The sequence below is a fragment of the Paenibacillus praedii genome (assembly GCF_049725345.1).
Classification (GTDB): Bacteria; Bacillota; Bacilli; order Paenibacillales; family Paenibacillaceae; genus Pristimantibacillus.
On sequence record NZ_JBMWAM010000029.1, the window covers coordinates 12850 to 32300 of the forward strand.

The window sequence follows — 19451 nt, forward strand, 5'->3', positions numbered from 1 at the left end:
GGAGCCGGATGAGTGGTCGAGATAGGCTGGATTTGATCATACAAAATGGCAGCGTCGTATTGCGAGATGAGGTGCGCACGCTGGACATTGGAATAAAAGAAGGCAAAATCGCACAGCTGGGCCAAAGGCTTAACGCTGATGATGCGGAGACGATCGTTGATGCGGCCGGGCTCACGGTTATGGCGGGAATGATCGACGCGCATGTGCATTTGAATGAGCCGGGGCTTGGCGAGTGGGAGGGCTTCGAGAGCGGCTCGGCGGCGCTGGCGGCCGGCGGCTGCACAACCTATGTCGATATGCCGCTGAACGGCATTCCGCCGACGGTAACCGTGACGGCCATGCAGCAGAAGCTGGACGCCGCGAAAAACCGCTCGCATGTGGATTATGCGCTGTGGGGTGGGCTGGTTCCCGGCAAGCTGCATGAATTGAAGCCGCTGCACGAAGCGGGTGTCGTTGGCTTTAAGGCGTTCATGTCATCGCCGGGAGATCCGAGCGAGGATGCTTTCCGCGAGGTGGACGATAATACGCTGCTCGAAGGGATGAGGATCATTGCGAGCCTGAATAAAGTACTTGCGCTGCATGCCGAGAGTGAGCCGATTGTTTCGAGGCTTACGCAAGCGAGCAGGGCGGAAGGGAAGCTTAAGCCTGCGGATTACGCGGCGTCGAGACCGATCATCGCCGAGCTGGAAGCGATCAACCGCGCGTTGTTCTATGCCGAGCAGACCGGGTGCGCGCTGCATTTTGTCCATATAAGCAGTGAAGCGGGCGTGAAGGCAATCACGGAGGCGCGCGAACGCGGCCTGAATGTGACGGTGGAAACATGTCCCCATTATTTGACTTTAACAGTGACTGATTTGGAGCATAAGGGCGCGGTCGCCAAGTGCTCGCCGCCGCTGCGTGACAGCAAGGAGCTTGATGGGCTGTGGAGCCAAATTGCGGACGGCCGCATCGACATGATAACGTCCGATCATTCGCCTTGTCCGGCTTCGATGAAGGAAGCGGACAACTTCTTTGACGCATGGGGCGGCATTGCGGGTGCGCAAAGCTCAGTCGAGCTTGTCGTGGGCGAAGGGCATGTGAAGCGCGGCATTCCGCTGACGCTGCTTAGCCGGCTTCTCTCAAGCGGTCCGGCAAGACGCCTTGGACTAGCGGAAACCAAAGGGGAGATTCGCATCGGATCGGATGCGGATCTTGTGCTCATTGATTTGGGCAAAACGTATATTTTAGAAGAGCATCATTTGTATCATCGCCACAAGCATACTCCTTATCTGGGCGAAACGATGCAATGCCAAATAGCGGCCACCTATTTGCGGGGCAGCAAAGTGTATGATGCGGAGCTAGGCGTGAGCGGGCAGAAGCAGGGCCGATGGATTCGATAGTGCGGACCGACGAGAGAGGAGGGGGAGCTATGGGGCGAAGCGTGCTTTCCGGGCCGCAGGAGAAGGAGCGATTGCTGCGTTATTTTGAGGAACATATTATGGAGCTTTTGAATTGGCTCGCGGCATATAGTGCTGATGCGGAAGCGGGCGTTACGAGGCTGCTCTATTCCGATGGCTGGTTAGAAACGCAGCGGGCATTAATGGCCAAAATGACCATTTGCGGCCTTGCTGCGGAATTTGATGAAGTGGGCAATTTGTTCGGCAGGCTGCAGGGCGAGGATTTATCGGCGCATGCGATTGTAACGGGCTCGCATATTGATACGGTTGTGCAGGGCGGCAAGTATGATGGCGCATATGGTATTGCGGCAGGCCTGCTGGCGCTTGCTTACCTGAAGCAGCAGTTCGGCAAGCCGAAGCGCACGCTTGAGGTGGTCTCGCTTTGCGAAGAGGAGGGCAGTCGTTTTCCGATGGCCTACTGGGGTTCCGGCAGCATTGTCGGCAAACGGAATTTCGAGCAAATCATTCATTTGCAGGATTCGCAGGATATGTTCTTCACAGACGCGATGGCGCGCTGCGGCTTTGGCGAAGGGAAAGCAAGGAGCAGCCGCCGTACCGATATTGGTGCTTTTGTCGAGGTTCATATTGAGCAGGGAGCTGTTCTTGAGGCGGAGGGAATTACCATTGGTATTGTGGATGCGATTGCGGGCCAGCGGCGCATGAACTTCGAGGTCCATGGCGAATCGAATCATGCGGGCACAACGCCTATGCATATGCGAAGAGACGCGCTGGATGGTGTCAGTGCCATGATTCAGGCTTTGCGGCAGGAGGCGCTCAGGCTTGGCCCGCCGCTCGTTGCGACGATAGGCAGGCTGCAGGTCCAGCCGAATGTCCCGAACGTGGTGCCGGGCAAGGTCGTGTTCACAGTCGATGCCCGGCATGCGGATGGGCAGGCGCTTGACCGGTTTTGCGAGTGGATGGTGCGGACGTTTGCTCAGCTTGCGGAAGAGAGACAGCTGGCGATCCAGAGCGCGGAGTGGTTCAGCGAGGAGCCGGTTCTGATGAATGATAAGCTCAAGGCTTATATGGATGACGTGTGCTCGGAGCTGTCGGTCACGTCGAAGCATTTGGTCAGCGGAGCGGGGCATGATGCCCAAATATTCGGATCTGCTTGTCCGACGGCGATGCTTTTCGTTCCGAGCAGGAGCGGGATATCCCATTCGCCGGAGGAGTATACCGCGCCTCGCGACCTTGCGACCGGGGTGCTTGTATTAACGGAGCTGCTATATCGACTAGGCTATGAGGGGGAAGAACTATGAAGACTTATAAGGATTTGTCGCCGTCGCCGCGCACGATTATGACGCCGGGACCGGTAGAGGTTGACCCGCGCGTGCTGAGGGCGATGTCTTATCCGATTCTGGGACAGTTCGATCCGGAGTTTACAGCGCTTATGAACGAGACGATGGGCATGCTGCGAGAGCTGTTCAAGACCGACAATGAGTGGGCTTTTCCGGTGGATGGCACCTCGCGGTCCGGGATTGAAGCGGTGCTCGCCAGTCTGATCGAGCCGGGCGATAAGGTGCTGGTGCCGATCTACGGACGCTTCGGTCATCTGCTGACAGAGATTGCGAAGCGCTGCGGCGCCGAGGTGGTCACGCTGGAGAAGGAGTGGGGCTTTGTGTTCGATGTTGCAGAGATCGTGGATGCGATTCGCAAGCATCAGCCGAAGCTGGTTGCGATCGTGCATGGCGAGACGTCGACGGGACGGCTGCAGCCGCTTGAGGGGATTGGGCAAGTGTGCAGGGAGGTCGATGCACTGCTTGTCGTGGATGCGGTTGCGACAATCGGCGGGATTGAGCTGGCAACCGATCGGCTGCAGCTGGATGCGGTGATCGGCGGTACGCAGAAATGCTTGTCCGTGCCTGCGGGAATGGCGCCGATTACGTACAATAAGCGCGCGGAGGCAAAGCTGCAGAACCGCAAAAAAATTGAAAGAGGACTGCTGCTGGAGGGCGGCGAAGATGATCCGCTGCTGCGACCAATACAGAGCAATTATTTGGATCTTAGCCAGCTTCAGGACTACTGGGGCCCTGCGAGGCTTAATCATCATACGGAAGCGACTTCGATGCTTTACGCCCTTCGCGAGGGTCTTCGTCTTGTGCTTGAGGAAGGGCTGGAGGCGCGATTCGCCAGGCATCGCGAGCATGAGGCGGCGCTTGCTGCCGGCATAGAAGCGATGGGACTCCGTCTATATGGCGACCCCGCCTGCAAAATGACCGTCGTAACCTGTATCGAAATTCCAGCCGGTGTTGACGGCGAATCGGTTCGCGCAATGCTGCTTGATCATTTTGGCATCGAGATTGCAAGCTCCTTCGGTCCGCTTAAGGGTAAAATATGGCGCATCGGAACGATGGGCTACAGCTGCAGCAAGCGTAATGTGCTTCATACCCTTGGCGCGTTGGAGGCTGTGCTGCTGCGCCATGGTCATAAGCTTGACGCTGGCAGGGCGCTGCAGGCTGCGATGGATCGTTACGGGATGAATGCGGCCGCGAGTTCGTAAACGTTTTCACGATCTTTGTTTTACTCTACATTTCAGGGAATAGGACTCCGATATATTATATTACTATTCAAATATAATTTAGTTGAAGAATAGTCATATAGATTGCCCCTTTCACTTCGAGCTGCATCTTAGAGAGCGTTGGGATCCGGTAAAGGAGTCAGAATGATGAATCCAGCAGATTCTACAGATTTTTTGCGTTTGCTTCCACAGATGTTGGATGAAATTGAAGATTCCATTTATGTGATGAAGGTTGAGAACAACAATTTCAAATATTATTATGTTAATCAATCAGCCACCCGAATGAGCGGAGTGACCATGGCTGCCGTCGGCCAGACCTTTTTTGAGCGGTTTTCAAATCAGATGGCTAATTATTTGCAAGAAATCTATTCGGCCGTTTTAACGGAAAGAAAAACGATACGGTATGAGGATGGCTTCGTGCTTCCTGATGGCAGGATTAGCGGAGAAAATATTCTTACGCCGATCATGAATGAGAAGGGCGAGATTGAATATGTCTTTTGCGTAACGCGGGATATTACCGAGCGCAAGGAGCATGAGAATATGCTGCGCTATTACGCCTATCATGACGATTTGACGAAGCTTTATAACCGCAGATTTCTGCTGGAGAACATCGTGGAGCCAGCGGCTGTTTTTTTATTCGATTTGGATAATTTCAAAAATATTAACGATACCTTCGGTCATAATGCAGGTGATGCGATCCTCATTGAGGTGGCGGAACGGCTAAGAGAGCAATTCGGCTTCCATCATAAGCTTGTCAGGCTGGGAGGGGACGAGTTTATTGTCGTCTCAAGCGAGGCGAGCTGTCCTGAGCGGATGGTGGAAAGCGTGAATGAGCTATTCCGGACACCTTTTGTTGTGAATGATCGGCCGTTGCATCTTCATGTCAGTGTCGGTGTTGCTGTTCGCGTGAAGGATGAGGACATACAGACGCTGCTGAAGCAGGCGGATACCGCGCTTTACCAGGCGAAGGGAGAAGGCAGAGGAAGACATCATGTCTATGAAGCCGGCTCCAAATATAATCATGTAGAGAATTTCATTTATGAGCTTGCGCTGTCGAACGCGATTGAGCGTGAGGAGCTGGAGCTGCGCTATCAAGCGGTCTACAGCCCGGCTACAAAAAAAATTATCGGGGCGGAGGCGCTGCTGCGCTGGAACCGCTCGCGGGTAGGACTTGTTTCTCCTGCCGATTTTATACCTGTAGCGGAAGAAACGGGCTTAATTATCCCGATTGGATACTGGGTGATCCGCAAGGCTTGTCAGGATTGGCATAAATTCAAAACGACCTTCAGTTCCGAGTTTAAAGTATCCGTGAACATCTCCAAGGTGCAGTTGAATGAAGAGGATTTTGTGGAAAACATCCTGCGGATTTTGGAGAAAGAACAGGTTGCGCCGCAGGCCGTAGTTCTGGAAATTACGGAAAGCACGTTCATACATAATATTCAAGCTGTGCAGGAAACGTTGAGGAACCTGCGCGAAGCAGGATTTACGATCGCGCTCGATGACTTTGGGACAGGCTATTCCTCGCTTAGCATGCTGACGCTGCTCCCGATTGATCATTTGAAGATCGACCGGTCGTTTATTCGGGATATGAATCAAGATCTGATAGCTGCGGTGCTTGAGATGGCAAAAGCGTTGAAGCTTCGTGTCATTGCAGAGGGTGTGGAGGATTTCGATCAGTTTAGCATCCTGGCGGAAATGAACTGCTGGGGCTTGCAGGGCTACTTTATAAGCAAGCCGGTGGAGCAGGAAAGGGTGCCTGTGTGTATAGCGGAATCATGAGTAAGGCTGGTTCATTCGAAAGACCGGTTTGCGCCGCGGATAAAATACGTAAAAATTAGCAAACTGAGGACATGACATTTGCGCTTGGCTTAAGAGCCCGGCGCCGAGAATGGAGTGTTTCGGTTGAGCAAGGAGAACAAGGGAGCGGCGGTGCTGCGCAGAGGGCTCAAGGCCCGCCATATGACGATGATATCGCTTGGCGGCTCGATTGGCACAGGGTTGTTTCTCGCGAGCGGGGGAGCGATATATACGGCGGGGCCCGGCGGCGCCTTGCTTGCCTACGCGCTAATTGGTGTGATGGTCTATTTTCTGATGACCAGTCTTGGGGAAATGGCGACCTACATGCCCGTGTCGGGAACGTTCAGCACCTATGCGACCCGTTTTGTGGATCCATCGCTCGGCTTCGCCCTCGGGTGGAATTACTGGTATAACTGGGCGATTACGATCGCTGCGGAGCTGTCGGCGGCGACGCTCATTATGAAGTATTGGTTCCCGGATAGTCCGTCGATTCTGTGGAGCGGGTTGTTTCTGCTGATGCTGCTGGGGCTCAATATGCTGTCGGTGAAAGGTTACGGGGAGTCGGAGTATTGGTTCGCGATGATCAAAATCGTGACGGTTATCGTGTTCATTGTACTCGGCCTGCTGATGGTGATCGGGATATGGAGCGGCGAGACAACCGGCTTCCGCAATCTGACGGACAACCCGTTTCCCGCAGGCTTTCTGGCTGTGCTTGGCGTGTTCATGGCAGCTGGTTTCTCGTTCCAGGGCACGGAGCTGGTTGGCGTGGCGGCGGGCGAGAGCGAGAATCCGCGCGAAAATATCCCGCGGGCGATCCGCTCGATCTTTTGGCGCATTTTGCTGTTTTACATTTTGGCGATTCTGCTGATCGGCCTGCTCATCCCGCATACGAACGAACAGCTCTCAAGCGGCGATATTGCAACGAGTCCGTTCACGATTATATTCGAAAAGGCTGGACTGGCGGTTGCCGCTTCCGTCATGAATGCAGTCATTCTGACCTCTGTGCTGTCTGCCGGCAATTCAGGTATGTATGCCTCGACCCGCATGCTTTGGGTGCTTGCGAAGGAGGGCAAGGCGCCGCGCTTTCTCGCCCGGCTGAATGAGCGCGGCGTCCCGGCTCTATCGCTGCTGGCGACAGGGGCGCTGGGCATGCTCGCGTTTCTCGCTTCATTTTTTGGCGATGGCGTCGTCTATGTGTGGCTGTTGAATGCGTCAGGCATGTCGGGGTTTATTGTGTGGCTAGGCATCGCGATAAGTCATTATCGCTTTCGGAAGGCGTACGCTGCGCAAGGGCGGTCACTGGATGAGCTGGCCTACCGGGCCAAATGGTTTCCCCTTGGCCCCATTCTCGCGATGGTGCTTTGTCTTGTCGTCATTGGCGGCCAATTTGTCGGAGGCTTGAACAACGGGCAAATCGACTGGCCCTATATTATCGCCTCCTATGTGGGCATCCCGCTTTTCCTTGCGATCTTCCTCGGTCATAAGTGGAAGCACCGCACGCGCATGCTGACGCTGGCCGAGTGCCGACTCGACCCGGAGGAGTGAAGCGGCTGAATGAACAAAAAAACGCCCAGACCTTCGCGCATCGGCGGCTGGTCTGGGCGTTTGTGTATCGATGAAGGCGTTCTAGTCCAGAACGGCTGTCATATGCGCTTTGGTGATCGACCAGTGGGAAGCGGTCCATACTTTAGCTTTTTTATCGATAAATAGGATTTGCGGCGATTCGTGCTTCACCGAGGTGTCCTCAGCGATTTGAAGCGATATAGGGCGAGACTCGATCACCTTCACGAGCACGTAATCTACATCTTCTCTCGGCTTGTCGTTGAGGTAGCTGTTGAACTCTTTATAAGCGTTAGCGCTGACCGGGCAGGTTGTGCTGTGCTTGAACACGACGAGCGGACGGCTCGAAGAGCTTTCGTAAACGTTGTTCCATTCTTCCATGGAAGTAATTTCTTTGTATGACATGTGCGGTTACACTCCTTTTTCTGCATGGCAGATGATGTTGTAATTGTACGAGTATTATACATCTTTTTTGTAAGTAAGTCATCTTTATATAGTAAGTGGGGTATTGCAAGTGTAAAAAGGTCGTGTTATGATGATTTTATTCAAAATGACTGAATTGGTTTTGTGGTCACTTGAGGGGTAGAGGTGATGGAATGGCGATAGATCGCAGACAGCAGATTGTAGATGCGGCGACGAAATCGTTCGCGTTATTTGGTTATAAAGCAACAACGATGGATCAGGTTGCCAAGATCGCGAATGTGGGCAAAGGTACAATTTATACGTTTTTTACGAATAAGGAAGAGCTGTTCCAGGAAATTATGAAACGGCTCATTGACGAAATGAAACAGGTCGCGGAGCGGGTCTATAATTCGGAGAGGTCGTTTTTTGATAATTTGAATGCCGTGCTGGAGCAGCTGCTGGACTTCCGCGAGGAGCATGAGCTGGCGCTGAAGCTGTCGCATGAGATACGTGAGATTGGCACGCCGATGGCGCTTGAGGGCATGCAGGAAATTGAGAAGGCGGTCGTCGGCTACATTCGGCAGAAGGTGCAGACCGCTATCGATAAAGGCGAGATTAAGCCATGCGATCCGGAAATGACCGCTTTTGTCATGCTGAAGCTGTATATGGCGCTTACGGTGGATTGGAAGAAAACGCATGAGCCGCTGAGCAAGGAAGCGGTCGCGGAACGGCTGCGGATCTATATGCAGGAAGGATTGGCACCGGCATAAACGGTACGTGCACAGGGGAAGGAAAGGCTGTATTCAGACTCCGGGAGGAGTTTTTTTATGTCAATAAATGACCATATGAGAAAAATAGTCAGTTAGTAAAATTAGGGAGAGTGAACGTTTTGAAGTTTAGAGGCTTAAAGCAGTTTGGTGAGGAGCTGTCGGGCATCGCCCGCAATAAAATGCTGCTTATTTCCGTGATCGGCGTGCTGCTGATTCCTGTCATGTATTCATCGATGTTTCTCGGCGCCTTCTGGGATCCGTATGGACATCTGGACAAAATGCCGGTAGCTGTCGTTAATGCGGACCAAGGCTATAAAAATAATGATGAAATGCTGCATATCGGCGATGACTTTGAGGAACAGTTAAAGGAAAACGAGAAGTTTGAATGGCATTTTGTGAGCAAGGAGGAGGCGGAGTCGGGGCTGGCGGATCACACCTACTATATGGCGATTGAGATACCAGCAGACTTCTCGGAGAAAACGACGACGCTGACGTCGGATACGCCGACTCCGGCGCAGCTTACTTATCTGGCTAACGAGAGCTATAACTTCGTAGCCTCACAGATCGGCAGCAAGGCCGTCGATACGATGAAGGCTGAGCTGAATAAGGAAGTGACGGCTGCGTATACGCGGACGGTGTTCGAGCAAATGGAGCAGCTGATTGACGGCGTTGGCGCGGCTAGCGACGGCGCAGGCGAGATCGCCGACGGCACGGTGAAGGCGAAGGATGGAGCTGTGCTCATCGAGCAAAATTTGGCGAAGCTCGTCAGCGGATCGCTGACGCTGCAGGAGGGTGTCGCCAAGCTTAGCGCTGGCGGACAGCAGGTTTTACAGGGCAGCGGCGAGCTTGGCGCTGGCGCTGGCAGCCTCGCTGGCGGCCTGACGCGGCTTGAAGCGGCGCAGCAGCAGCTTGCCGCAGGAGCCAAGGGGCTCGGCGACGGCGCGGGTTCGGTTGGGGCAGGAGCGGTGAAGCTGAGCGACGGCCTTGCGCAGCTGTCCGGAGCGAGCGCGCAGCTGGCGGAGGGAGCTTCCGGCGCACAGCAGGCTGCGGGGCAGCTGGCCGGCGGGCTGGCGCAATCAGCCGCGGGCGAGGAGCGGCTGAAGCAGGGCGCGGCTCAGCTCGCTGAGGGCTTAGCGAAGCTGGGACAGTCTGATGCGGAGTTGGCGCAAAGCGACAGCTATGCCGCTCTGCTGGCCGCAAGCAAGGAGCTGGCCGCAGGCTTGGCGCAATCCGCGGCTGGGCAGGCGAAGCTTAGCGGCGGAGCTTCTGAATTGAACGCCGGACTTCAGAAGGTGTCAGACGGTCTGGGCGCCTTCGGCGGCAAGCTGCAGGAAGCGGCAGCCGGCGGCAAGGAGCTTGGCACCGGAGGGGAGAAGCTTGCGGCGGGCGCAAGTGAATTTAGCGGCGGTATGGCGCAATTCGGCTTGAAGCTGTCCGAAGCAGCTGATGGAGCGACGAAACTTGCCGCAGGCGCTAAGCAGCTGAATGACGGCTCTGCTAAGCTTGCAGCCGGCCTTAATCAGCTGTCCGCAAACGTAGCGCCATTCGTGAACGGCTCCTCTGACCTGAAGGATGGCGCAGAGAAGGTGGCATCCGGCCTGCTTAAGCTGGAGGACGGCACACAGGAGCTCTCCGGCAAGCTGGGAGAAGCGTCCAAGAAAACGGCTGATTTGAACCTGTCTGACGAAACGGTTGATATGTTCACGGATCCGGTGCAGCTTGATGTAGAGAAGATGTCAGAGGTGGACAATTACGGCACAGGTCTTGCGCCATACTTTCTGTCGCTTGGTCTGTACGTAGGTGCAATGCTGCTTACCATCGTGTACTCGGTTCGCGAGCCGGCCGTTCGGCCGGTTAATGGCTGGAGCTGGTTCTGGAGCAAGGCGCTCACACTGATCACGATTGGTGCGATTCAAGCGCTTATTGCGGATGCGGCGCTGCTCTATGTGCTTAAGCTCGAGGTTCAGAGCATGGGGCTGTTCCTGGCCTTTACGATATTGACGAGCATCACCTTCATGATGATTATTCAATTTTTGGTTGCGACGCTGAATAACCCAGGCCGGTTCATCGCCGTCATTCTGCTGATCATCCAGTTGACAAGCTCGGCAGGCACGTTCCCGATCGAGCTTGTGCCAGGCTGGCTGCAGCGAATATCGCCATTCCTGCCGATGACCTATTCCGTCGCGGGTCTGAGAGATATTATATCCAGCGGAGATTTTAGCTCGGTTGGCCGTTATGCGGCGACTCTCGGGGGCATTGCGATTCTTTTCGGCACGCTTTCCTATGTTTATTTCACGCTGTCGCACCGCAAGGCAAGGGAGAACAACAGCGAGGGAATACCGGCTGCGTCGGCATAAGGCAATGAAGCTTTCTGTTGCCGTCCTTCGGGAATGCTGTAGTTTAAAATGCATAAGAAATAACCAAATCCAGCGACTGTTTTATCCTTGGCTCATGCTCTATGATGGATTAGGGTTCGTATGAATGAAGAAGCTGACCTAGACGGAGCGTAGAGAATGGATAAAAAGTGGTTGAATTATGGCGGACTGGTGCTGATCGCGGTCGTATGGGGGGCGAACTTTGGGGTCGCCCGCTTAGCGTTGGAATCATTTCATCCGATTGTATTTGCAGTTTTGAGGTTCGGGCTGGCCGTTCCGATATTTTTTCTGATTTTGAAGCTTACGGAGGGCAGTATCGGCATTCCATGGCGTCTCGTCCCAAGGCTGGCGATCATTGGCCTGGTCGGCATTACGCTGCTTGAGATCCTGGTCATGTATTCGATCAAGTACACGACGCTGGCGAATGCGTCTCTGCTCAATGTAGCGCCATGGCCAATTTTCGCCGCCATGTTCGCGCCTTTGTTCATGCGCGAGTCGATTACGCGCAGGCTCGTGGTGGGCGGTGGAATTTCGATTGTGGGCGTATGCTTCGTCATCCTTGGCGGAGGCGAAGGCTTCACCCTTTCCTCCGAGCATATGCTAGGCAATGCGATGGCGCTTGCCGTCAGCATGATCGGCCCATTGTTCAACCTGAGCTCGATGTCGCTGATGAAGCAATATTCGGCGCTGCGCGTAAGCACCTGGACAATTGCCTTTGGCTCGTTGTTCATGCTTCCGTTCACGATAGGGGCTTGGGGCCAGACGAATTGGTCCGCGCTTGAAGCGGGGCACTATCTCGCGATTGCCTACAATGTCCTCATTTGTACGGCACTTGCTTTTGTTGTATGGAATGCTTGTATGTTTAAAGTTGGCGCGACAAGGTCCAACTTCTTCCGTTATGCCGTACCGGCAGCAGCGGTCATTGCGGGCTTCTTCATGTTCGGCGAGAAGATCACGCTGCTTCAAATGTGCGGCGCCGGCTGTATGGCTGCGGGTCTGATCTGGATCAGTATCGAGCGGAAACGGCCGAAGAAACCGGTAGCTCCATTGAACGATCCCCGGGGGCGAGCTGCATTAACTCGGCGATGATCGATGGTTATGCGCAAATTGATGGCGTAAAATATGTGGATAAGCTAGAACCTTACTTCGAACGTAAACTATATACTGTAAACATGGGTCATGCGGCTGCTGCTTATCACGGTCAACGAAAATAAGTACTTTATTTCGCCCGCCATCATTGGCGCTGCGAATGCAGAACGCATCAAAGCGAAAATCGAAGCATGGCGTACAATATACGATTCCAAGCGATCAAGCGGTGGAGCGTGTTCGTGGTGGCGAGAATCCAGAGCTGACTACGCGTGAGAAGCATATTCGCGTCTGCTACATTGTAGCTGAAGAAGGCGCTGATCAAGCGGCGATTGCTGAAGAAATCCGGACGATGCCGAACTATTTTGCTGACTATGATACGACGGTGAATTTCATCGACGAAGCGACGATGAAGGCTGAGCATCAATCGATGCCGCATGGCGGCCTTGTGCTTCGCAGCGGCAAGACTGGTGAGAGCAGCACGCAAATTATTGAGTTTGGCTTGAAGCTGGACAGCAATCCGGAATTTACGGCAAGCGTTCTTGTGGCTTATGCCCGTGCGGCTTATAAGCTGGCCAAAGAAGGGCAAGCCGGCGCAAAAACGGTGTTCGACATTCCTTACGGCCTTCTTTCGCCAAAATCTGCGGCTGAGCTGCGGAAAGAGCTGCTGTAGTTTTGAAAATGGTTTGCGGTTAAAGGCAAGCTGGGAGTTACGCTAATAGAAGCACATACCGTCCTATTTCTAAATAGACGGTATGTGCTTTATCTTTATATAGGAAAAGTAGTTATGTTAAATATTTATAAATAAAAAAGAGATTCGTAATTTGCATATATTACCTTACTGCATTGGGAATTGTAAGTTATAATAGGACCTACGAAGAAAATCGTCGAAATATACCTTAAATTGATGAATATTGCTCTTTCATATGATAGAATTAGATCGAAGTGCCTATCAGGAGCATTTGGTCAAATTTTACTAGGAAGTGAGATCAGCATGATAGACATCCATACTCATATTTTACCCGGATTGGACGATGGTGCAGCGAATTGGAATGATACTTTGAATATGGCCCGGGCAGCCGTTTCAGAGGGAATAACAACGATCATTGCAACTCCGCATCACGCCAATGGGACCTATTTCAATGAAGCGGCAGACGTAGCTGAGCACACCCGTACCATTAATCAACGGTTAATGGACGCAGGTGTGCCTGTTACTATTGTGGGCGGACAAGAAATTCGTGTACATGATGAGCTGCTCGACGCTTGGTATAGGGGAGAGCTTCTTCCCTTAGCCGGATCAAAATATGTACTGCTAGAGATGCCTTCTTCCCGTATACCGAAATCGATGATGGAGCTCATTCATGAGCTCGGCGTATTAAGGCTAAAGCCAATTATTGCTCACCCCGAACGAAATGCGGAGGTTGTGCAGCACCCGGAAAGACTAGCTGAGCTGGTAGAAGCCGGGGCGTTCGCACAGGTCACTTCCCATTCGCTACTAGGAGGATTCGGCAAGCGAATCGAGCAGTCTGCCTGGACGCTTCTAAAGAGCGGCCTTATCCATGTTGTTTCTTCCGATGCGCATCATATGGAGCGTCGCGGCTTTCGTATGCGTGAAGCTTACGATGTGATTCAAAGCCGGATGGGAGAGCAATGGGTCGAAGCTTTGAAGAGCAATGCCCAGTGTGTTGCAGCGGACAAGCCATTTTGTGATCAGCCCATCGTTATTTCATCATCCATAGGTGTTGTAAAGCGCTTACTTTCTTTGTTTCAAAAAAGATAGAGCGGGTAGTGGTAGAGTATGAGGTATCGGGCAGTACAAAAAATTACATAAAGAAAAAATGTACAGGATTTACTAGTCGTTCATCTTTACGGTGAATGCAACTATCTATTATAGAGGTGAGAGAGAGTGACATTAAGAAGAAAACTAGTAGTAACCACAATCGCAGCAAGCGTGGCTATGTCCGCATTTGCTGGAATTCCGCTTAGCAATAAAGGCCTGGCGGAGAAGCTCGGCGTAAATGGGGTTGCTTATGCAGCTGCCTCAACAGGTTCGTACACTTCCTTCCTGGAGGATGCAAGAGCATTCTACAATGCATTGCTAACCGTACCAGGAGGCGTAGACAACGTGAATGCATTCCGCGGTGAAATCGCTGCGGCGATTTCTGCGGATGCCACGATTTTGGATTCCATCGTGGGCAAGCTTCCAAGCGACAAGCAAGCAGATTTCAGAGATGTGGTTACTAACTTGTTAACCGTTCAGCTCGGCTCCGAATGGGAGACGGATCTGGAAGGAATGCGTACAACGCATGCTCCATTCTTGAAGGAGTTGTCCGAGTCCGCTGGCGTAACGCTAACGATTGATGATATCGCGCAGGTCGTGCTGGCGCTCGAGACGAACATCGCTTCCATTGCGGCTGGTTTGAGTGCTCCGCCTGAGATCGATACAACGCTTGCGGGCTCGCTTCGCGCAGCGATGAAATCTGCTGTTCAGACAAATGCTAATGTCGAGGCGGTAGTAGCTAGTTACAGCATCGCAACAGCAGACTTCGTACCGGTGTACGAGAAGCTGCAGGCAAGTCCTGAAATAAATATTTTGACTGGCTTCAATGCTTTGATCGCGATGAAAAAAGCCTATGAAATTGCAAATCCGGTTGATCCAGGAACTGACCCTGGAACTGGTCCGATCGGCGGCGGAGTACCTGCTCCTGTTGATCCTGTCATTGCTCTTCCAGAGGATGTAAATCAGTTCATCGGCAAGATCGATGCGTTGAAGGATGCGATCGCTAATGCAACCGGTACTGAGAAAGACGCTCTTATTGCAGAAGCTGTGAAGGAAGCGCAAACGCTTGTTAACAATCTTGCGGTTATTCCGAACACCGTATCCGTAATTAACGGAGAGGCTGTCCTTCAATTGGACGAGAATAAGACGCTTGCTGCCATTGCCGGAATTACAGCTGTTCAAGCTGGCTTGAAGGCAGCGGCTCCGGGTGCGCCGATTCCGGTGGTAAAGCTTACGATTGATCTTGGCAGCGTAACGCAGGACACAGCTGTCATCGATTTGTCGAACGGAATCATGGCCCAAGCGGTAAATGCAGGTATTGCAGCACTCAACCTGAAAGTCAATGGCTTGAACGTAGAGCTCCCGGTTGGCGGCGCGTTCTCCTCAGAAATCCACTTTAAAATCCACACCTCTGATGCAAGCGCTGAAGTGACAGGTGGACTGAATTCGGCATCCAAGGTGTATGACTTTGATCTATCGATCGGCGGAACGGCAACGACTTCATTCTCGCAGCCGGTCATCATCAGTATTCCGCTTGGCGATTTAACCGGTATTGACCGTGAGCTGCTGTCTGTAGCGAAAATCGTAGACGGCAAGCTTCAATTCCAAGGCGGCCGCGTATCCGGCAACACAATTGTTGAATCTCGCGATACGTTCTCCTCTTACGTTGTTGTAGAAAATAAAGTATCCTTCGGCGATATTGCATCCGTTGAAGCTTGGGCGGGCCGTCAAATTTCCGTCATAGCTGCGAAAGGCGCGATCGAAGGCAAAGCGGCAGGCGTATTCGCTCCTCAGGATAATGTAACCCGCGCTGAATTCGCGAAAATGCTGATTCGCGCGCTTGATCTTGAGAATGGCTCTGCAACAGAAGGCTTCTCGGATGTGAATGCAAGCGATTGGTTTGCTCCTTACGTAGCTGCTGCAGCGAAGGCTGAAATCATTAACGGCCGTTCAGCAACGAAATTTGATCCTCATGCGACGATTACACGCGCCGAGATGGCTACAATGATCGCTCGCGCATTGAAGGTATCGAGCGGGGCTGCAGATGCAGCAAACGCAGATGCGGCACTCGAAGTATTCGCAGACGCCAACAAAATTAACCCGACGCTTAAAGCGGGCGTAGCATTTGCTGCGAGCAACAAAATCGTCATCGGCAATGCGGGTAAATTCCTGCCTAACCACAACGCGACTCGCGCTGAGGCGGCAGTCATTATTTACAGAGCGGTTAATTTCGAATAGTAAAATAATAAAACAAAATTTTCCTCTCATGCAGATGGGAGGAAAATTTTTTAACAATTTTCGTAAAATTGTGATGGTTTATCAGTTATTGTGAAAGATGGGTATATCTTAAGATATAGATATGGAATCGGCATAGGACAATGGAGGGAATTAACGAGGTGTCTAACGAACTAGATTTGCGACAGTACATGACGATCATTAGGAAGAGATTAGGACTAATCCTATTATTCGTGCTCTTATGTACCGCGGCATCTGCGATTATTAGTTTGTTCTTTACGGACAAGATCTATGAAGCTTCTACCAAAATTATTGTGAATCAGACGACCGCGCAGCTTGCGACCGGTCAGCTCGACCTTAATCAAATTAATACAAATATTCGAATGATAGATACGTACAAGGAAATTATTAAAACGCCTGCTATCCTGGATAAGGTCGTTGAGCAATACCCGCAGCTTGGCGTAACGGCCCAGCAGCTTGCCGACAAGATCACCGTCAGCTCCGTTAATAATACGCAGGTGATGACATTAGTCGTGCAGGACGAGGATTATAAGAAGGCGGCTGAAATCGTCAATGCCGTATCGAACGTGTTTAAGGAAGAAATTGTGTATATTTTCAAGGTGGAGAACGTGTCCATCCTTAATGAGGCGGTTGTAACCGCGGAGCCTGCTCCCGTATCGCCGAACGTTCCTTTAAACGTTGCCATCAGCTTTGTGGTATCGCTAATGCTGGCCGTGGGGATTACGTTCCTGCTGGAATATTTGGACGACACGATTAAGACGGAAGCCGATGTTCTGGAATATTTGGGACAGCCGACGCTGGCGATGATCGCTAAGATTTCGCCTGAGGATGTAGGCAAGGGCCAAACAAGCAGAGCAAAACAATCCTACAAAGCAGGTGAGCTAGAGCGTGTCTCGATCGAAAAATAAACGTCAACTCATTACCATCACGAATCCCAGGTCTCCAATATCTGAATCGTATCGTACGTTACGGACGAATATCGATTTCTCCTCCATTGACGAGAAGCTGCAGGTGCTGATGGTTTCTTCAGCCGGTCCCGGTGAAGGGAAATCAACAACGATTACGAACCTGGGCATCACCTTCGCGCAATCCGATCGTTCCGTCGTGCTTATTGATGCTGATCTTCGCAAGCCGACCGCTCACCAAACATTCTCAATCTCTAATCGGTGGGGCTTGTCCTCCGTCATCTCGAAGCAGTGCTCCTTGGAGGAGGTCATTCAGATGACGGATATTCCGAACATGGATGTCATCACATCAGGTGCAATACCGCCAAATCCGGCGGAAATGATGGCCTCTCAGCGGATGACATCGCTCATTGAGCAATTAAGAGGGATGTATGACGTCATTCTCATTGACACACCGCCGCTGCTGGCTGTGACGGATGCCCAAATCATTGCCACCAAGAGCGATGGCGTCATTCTAGTCGTCGATCAGGGAAGAGTTAAGCGGGATATCGCAATGAAAGCCGTGAAGAACCTGGAAAACGTCAATGCCCGCATTCTTGGCGTCGTTCTGAACAACGTCAAACACAAGGCAAATGAAGAGGGTTATTACTATTATTATGGTGTACAAGACAAATGAAACGTAGAACGGCAGTTTGTTGGAGGGGTAAATGACGTGAGCTATAGGCTTCGGATGATAGTTTTGTTGGTACTAGATATTAGCATTATATGGGTAGCTATTGCAGCATCCTATCTTTTTCGATTTAACGGAAATATCCCTCTGTTCTACGAGAAGCAACTGCTGATATTTGCATGTGTATCCACTGTTTTATGTGGGGGAAGTCTATTTTATTTCCGCATGTACCGAAGGCTGTGGCAATACGCGAGCATCGGTGAGATTGTTGAGCTGGTGAAGGCCATCTTGGTTGGGATAACCGTATCTTATCTGGTCACTTATTTATTAAGCGGAGAAAGAATTCCTATATCTGTCGCTTCTAGAACACTTGAGCTTATGCTTCTCTTTATTGGAGGTTCGCGCTTCGCATGGCGATTAATTCGAAATAACCGAACAAAAAAAACAGAATTGAAAACGAATGTTCTTGTAGTAGGGGCAGGAGATTGCGGAGCGTTTATCGCGAAAGAAATCATGACAAGCAAAAGCTTCACGAGCTGCCGCTTAGTCGGTTTTATTGATGATAATCCGCAGAAACGCAATTTAAGAGTTTTCGGTCTGCCTGTCATGGGAAACCGCTCGAAAATCGAAGAGCTTGTACATCAGCATCATATTCATGACATTATTATCGCGATCCCGTCCGCTAAGCGTGCGCACATATCGGATATTATCAATATATGTAAGCTGACAGGGGCTAAGGTAAAGATCATTCCTGCAATCAATGATTTTATTAATGGCCGGTTAGCCGTTAATGCGTTGCGAAATGTTGAGGTTGAGGATTTATTAGGCAGAGAGCCCGTCATGATAGATATGGCTGGAATCGTTGAATATGTATCGAATAAAGTCGTTCTCATAACTGGAGCAGGGGGATCGATTGGTTCCGAGCTGTCGAGACAGATTGCCTCCTTCAAGCCTTCTAGCTTAATGCTTCTGGGACATGGAGAGAACAGCATCTATACCATTGAGATGGAGCTGAGAAGCAAATTTCCTGAAGTACACCTGGAGACGATTATCGCAGATGTTCAAGACCGCAGCCGCATCGATGAAATATTCCGCGGCTTTAGGCCGCAGGTCGTATTTCATGCAGCAGCGCATAAGCATGTTCCGCTCATGGAACGGAATCCATCCGAAGCTGTGAAAAATAACGTATTTGGTACAAAAAATGTAGCTGATGCCGCCGACAAATATAAAGCGGAGAGATTCGTTATGATTTCTTCGGATAAGGCTGTAAACCCATCGAGTATTATGGGAGCTACCAAGCGCATTGCAGAAATGTACATACAAAGCATAAATACAACAAGTGAAACGCAATTCGTAGCCGTTCGATTCGGCAATGTTCTTGGAAGTCGAGGAAGTGTGATTCCGAGGTTCAAGGAGCAGATCGCAGCCGGAGGACCAGTGACGGTTACACATCCGGAGATGGTTAGATATTTCATGACGATACCGGAAGCCGTACAGCTTGTCATCCAGGCCGGAGCCTTTGCCAAGGGTGGAGAGATCTTCATCTTGGATATGGGGAAGCCGGTTCGTATTTTAGATTTAGCACAGGATTTAATCCGATTGTCTGGGTATGAGCCCAATGTGGATATTGATATTAACTTTAGCGGTATGCGTGAGGGTGAAAAGTTATTCGAAGAACTGCTCACAGACACGGAAGCGGTGTCGGCAACCCAACATGAACGTATCTATATCGGCAAACCCGCACAAATCAATCGAACAGAGCTTGAGCTCCAATTCAAACGGTTTGAGAAGGTAATAGGAGAAAATCATAAATCAGTAAGAGATGTTATTGAGCATTTGGTTCCGTTTTATTCACACGTATCCTGACACCCTGCTTGCGAGAATGGAGGAATGACG

The 19451-nt window shown here is 51.5% G+C and carries 14 protein-coding genes and 1 pseudogene; 14 read left to right on the forward strand and 1 reads right to left on the reverse strand.

What is annotated here, in order from left to right; genetic code table 11:
• The first annotated feature begins 8 nt into the window (after positions 1-8).
• The 5 genes from ACO9K6_RS19735 (at position 9) to ACO9K6_RS19755 (ending at position 7296) form a co-directional block, all read left to right on the forward strand.
• Entirely contained in the window at positions 9-1379 is a 1371-nt protein-coding gene (locus ACO9K6_RS19735) for an allantoinase (protein WP_424769257.1), read from the forward strand.
• Between the two features lie 29 nt (positions 1380-1408).
• Positions 1409-2695, forward strand: a complete 1287-nt coding sequence (gene allC / locus ACO9K6_RS19740; RefSeq protein ID WP_424769258.1) for an allantoate deiminase — start codon at positions 1409-1411, stop codon at positions 2693-2695.
• The gene (locus tag ACO9K6_RS19745) at positions 2692-3936 is read left to right on the forward strand and encodes a pyridoxal-phosphate-dependent aminotransferase family protein (RefSeq protein ID WP_424769259.1); all 1245 of its coding nucleotides are present in this window, start codon (positions 2692-2694) and stop codon (positions 3934-3936) included. Before allC ends, ACO9K6_RS19745 begins: the two co-directional genes overlap by 4 nt.
• Before the next feature lie 165 nt (positions 3937-4101).
• Complete coding sequence (locus ACO9K6_RS19750; protein WP_424769260.1) at positions 4102-5733, forward strand: putative bifunctional diguanylate cyclase/phosphodiesterase; 1632 nt, start codon at positions 4102-4104, stop codon at positions 5731-5733.
• 180 nt (positions 5734-5913) lie between these two features.
• Complete coding sequence (locus ACO9K6_RS19755; RefSeq protein WP_424769285.1) at positions 5914-7296, forward strand: amino acid permease; 1383 nt, start codon at positions 5914-5916, stop codon at positions 7294-7296.
• An 81-nt stretch (positions 7297-7377) separates the two neighbouring features.
• Here the strand turns inward: ACO9K6_RS19755 and ytxJ are convergent, their stop codons facing one another.
• The gene (ytxJ, locus tag ACO9K6_RS19760) at positions 7378-7716 is read right to left on the reverse strand and encodes a bacillithiol system redox-active protein YtxJ (RefSeq protein ID WP_424769261.1); all 339 of its coding nucleotides are present in this window, start codon (positions 7714-7716) and stop codon (positions 7378-7380) included.
• Between the two features lie 191 nt (positions 7717-7907).
• Between ytxJ and ACO9K6_RS19765 the strand changes: the two genes are divergently transcribed.
• The 9 genes and pseudogenes from ACO9K6_RS19765 (at position 7908) to ACO9K6_RS19805 (ending at position 19421) form a co-directional block, all read left to right on the forward strand.
• Positions 7908-8483, forward strand: coding sequence for a TetR/AcrR family transcriptional regulator (locus tag ACO9K6_RS19765; RefSeq protein WP_424769262.1), 576 nt, complete (start codon positions 7908-7910; stop codon positions 8481-8483).
• A gap of 119 nt (positions 8484-8602) precedes the next feature.
• Entirely contained in the window at positions 8603-10840 is a 2238-nt protein-coding gene (locus tag ACO9K6_RS19770; protein WP_424769263.1) for a YhgE/Pip family protein, read from the forward strand.
• Positions 10841-10996: 156 nt separating this feature from the next.
• The gene (locus ACO9K6_RS19775; protein ID WP_424769264.1) at positions 10997-11947 is read left to right on the forward strand and encodes a DMT family transporter; all 951 of its coding nucleotides are present in this window, start codon (positions 10997-10999) and stop codon (positions 11945-11947) included.
• A 187-nt stretch (positions 11948-12134) separates the two neighbouring features.
• Positions 12135-12617, forward strand: a pseudogene (locus tag ACO9K6_RS19780) (diaminopimelate dehydrogenase); the annotation flags it as partial.
• 321 nt (positions 12618-12938) lie between these two features.
• Positions 12939-13724: a tyrosine-protein phosphatase gene (locus tag ACO9K6_RS19785; RefSeq protein ID WP_424769265.1), complete on the forward strand. Its 786-nt coding sequence runs from the start codon at positions 12939-12941 to the stop codon at positions 13722-13724.
• A 126-nt stretch (positions 13725-13850) separates the two neighbouring features.
• Positions 13851-15962 carry an S-layer homology domain-containing protein gene (locus ACO9K6_RS19790; protein ID WP_424769266.1) on the forward strand — a complete coding sequence of 704 codons (2112 nt, stop codon included), beginning with the start codon at positions 13851-13853 and terminating at the stop codon, positions 15960-15962.
• 158 nt (positions 15963-16120) lie between these two features.
• Positions 16121-16888 (forward strand): YveK family protein, encoded by a 768-nt coding sequence (locus ACO9K6_RS19795; protein WP_424769267.1) that lies wholly within the window; start codon positions 16121-16123, stop codon positions 16886-16888.
• A complete protein-coding gene (locus tag ACO9K6_RS19800; RefSeq protein WP_424769268.1) occupies positions 16869-17561 on the forward strand; it encodes a CpsD/CapB family tyrosine-protein kinase in 693 nt (230 codons plus the stop codon). Before ACO9K6_RS19795 ends, ACO9K6_RS19800 begins: the two co-directional genes overlap by 20 nt.
• 36 nt (positions 17562-17597) lie before the next feature.
• The gene (locus ACO9K6_RS19805; protein WP_424769269.1) at positions 17598-19421 is read left to right on the forward strand and encodes a polysaccharide biosynthesis protein; all 1824 of its coding nucleotides are present in this window, start codon (positions 17598-17600) and stop codon (positions 19419-19421) included.
• Positions 19422-19451 lie beyond the last annotated feature (30 nt).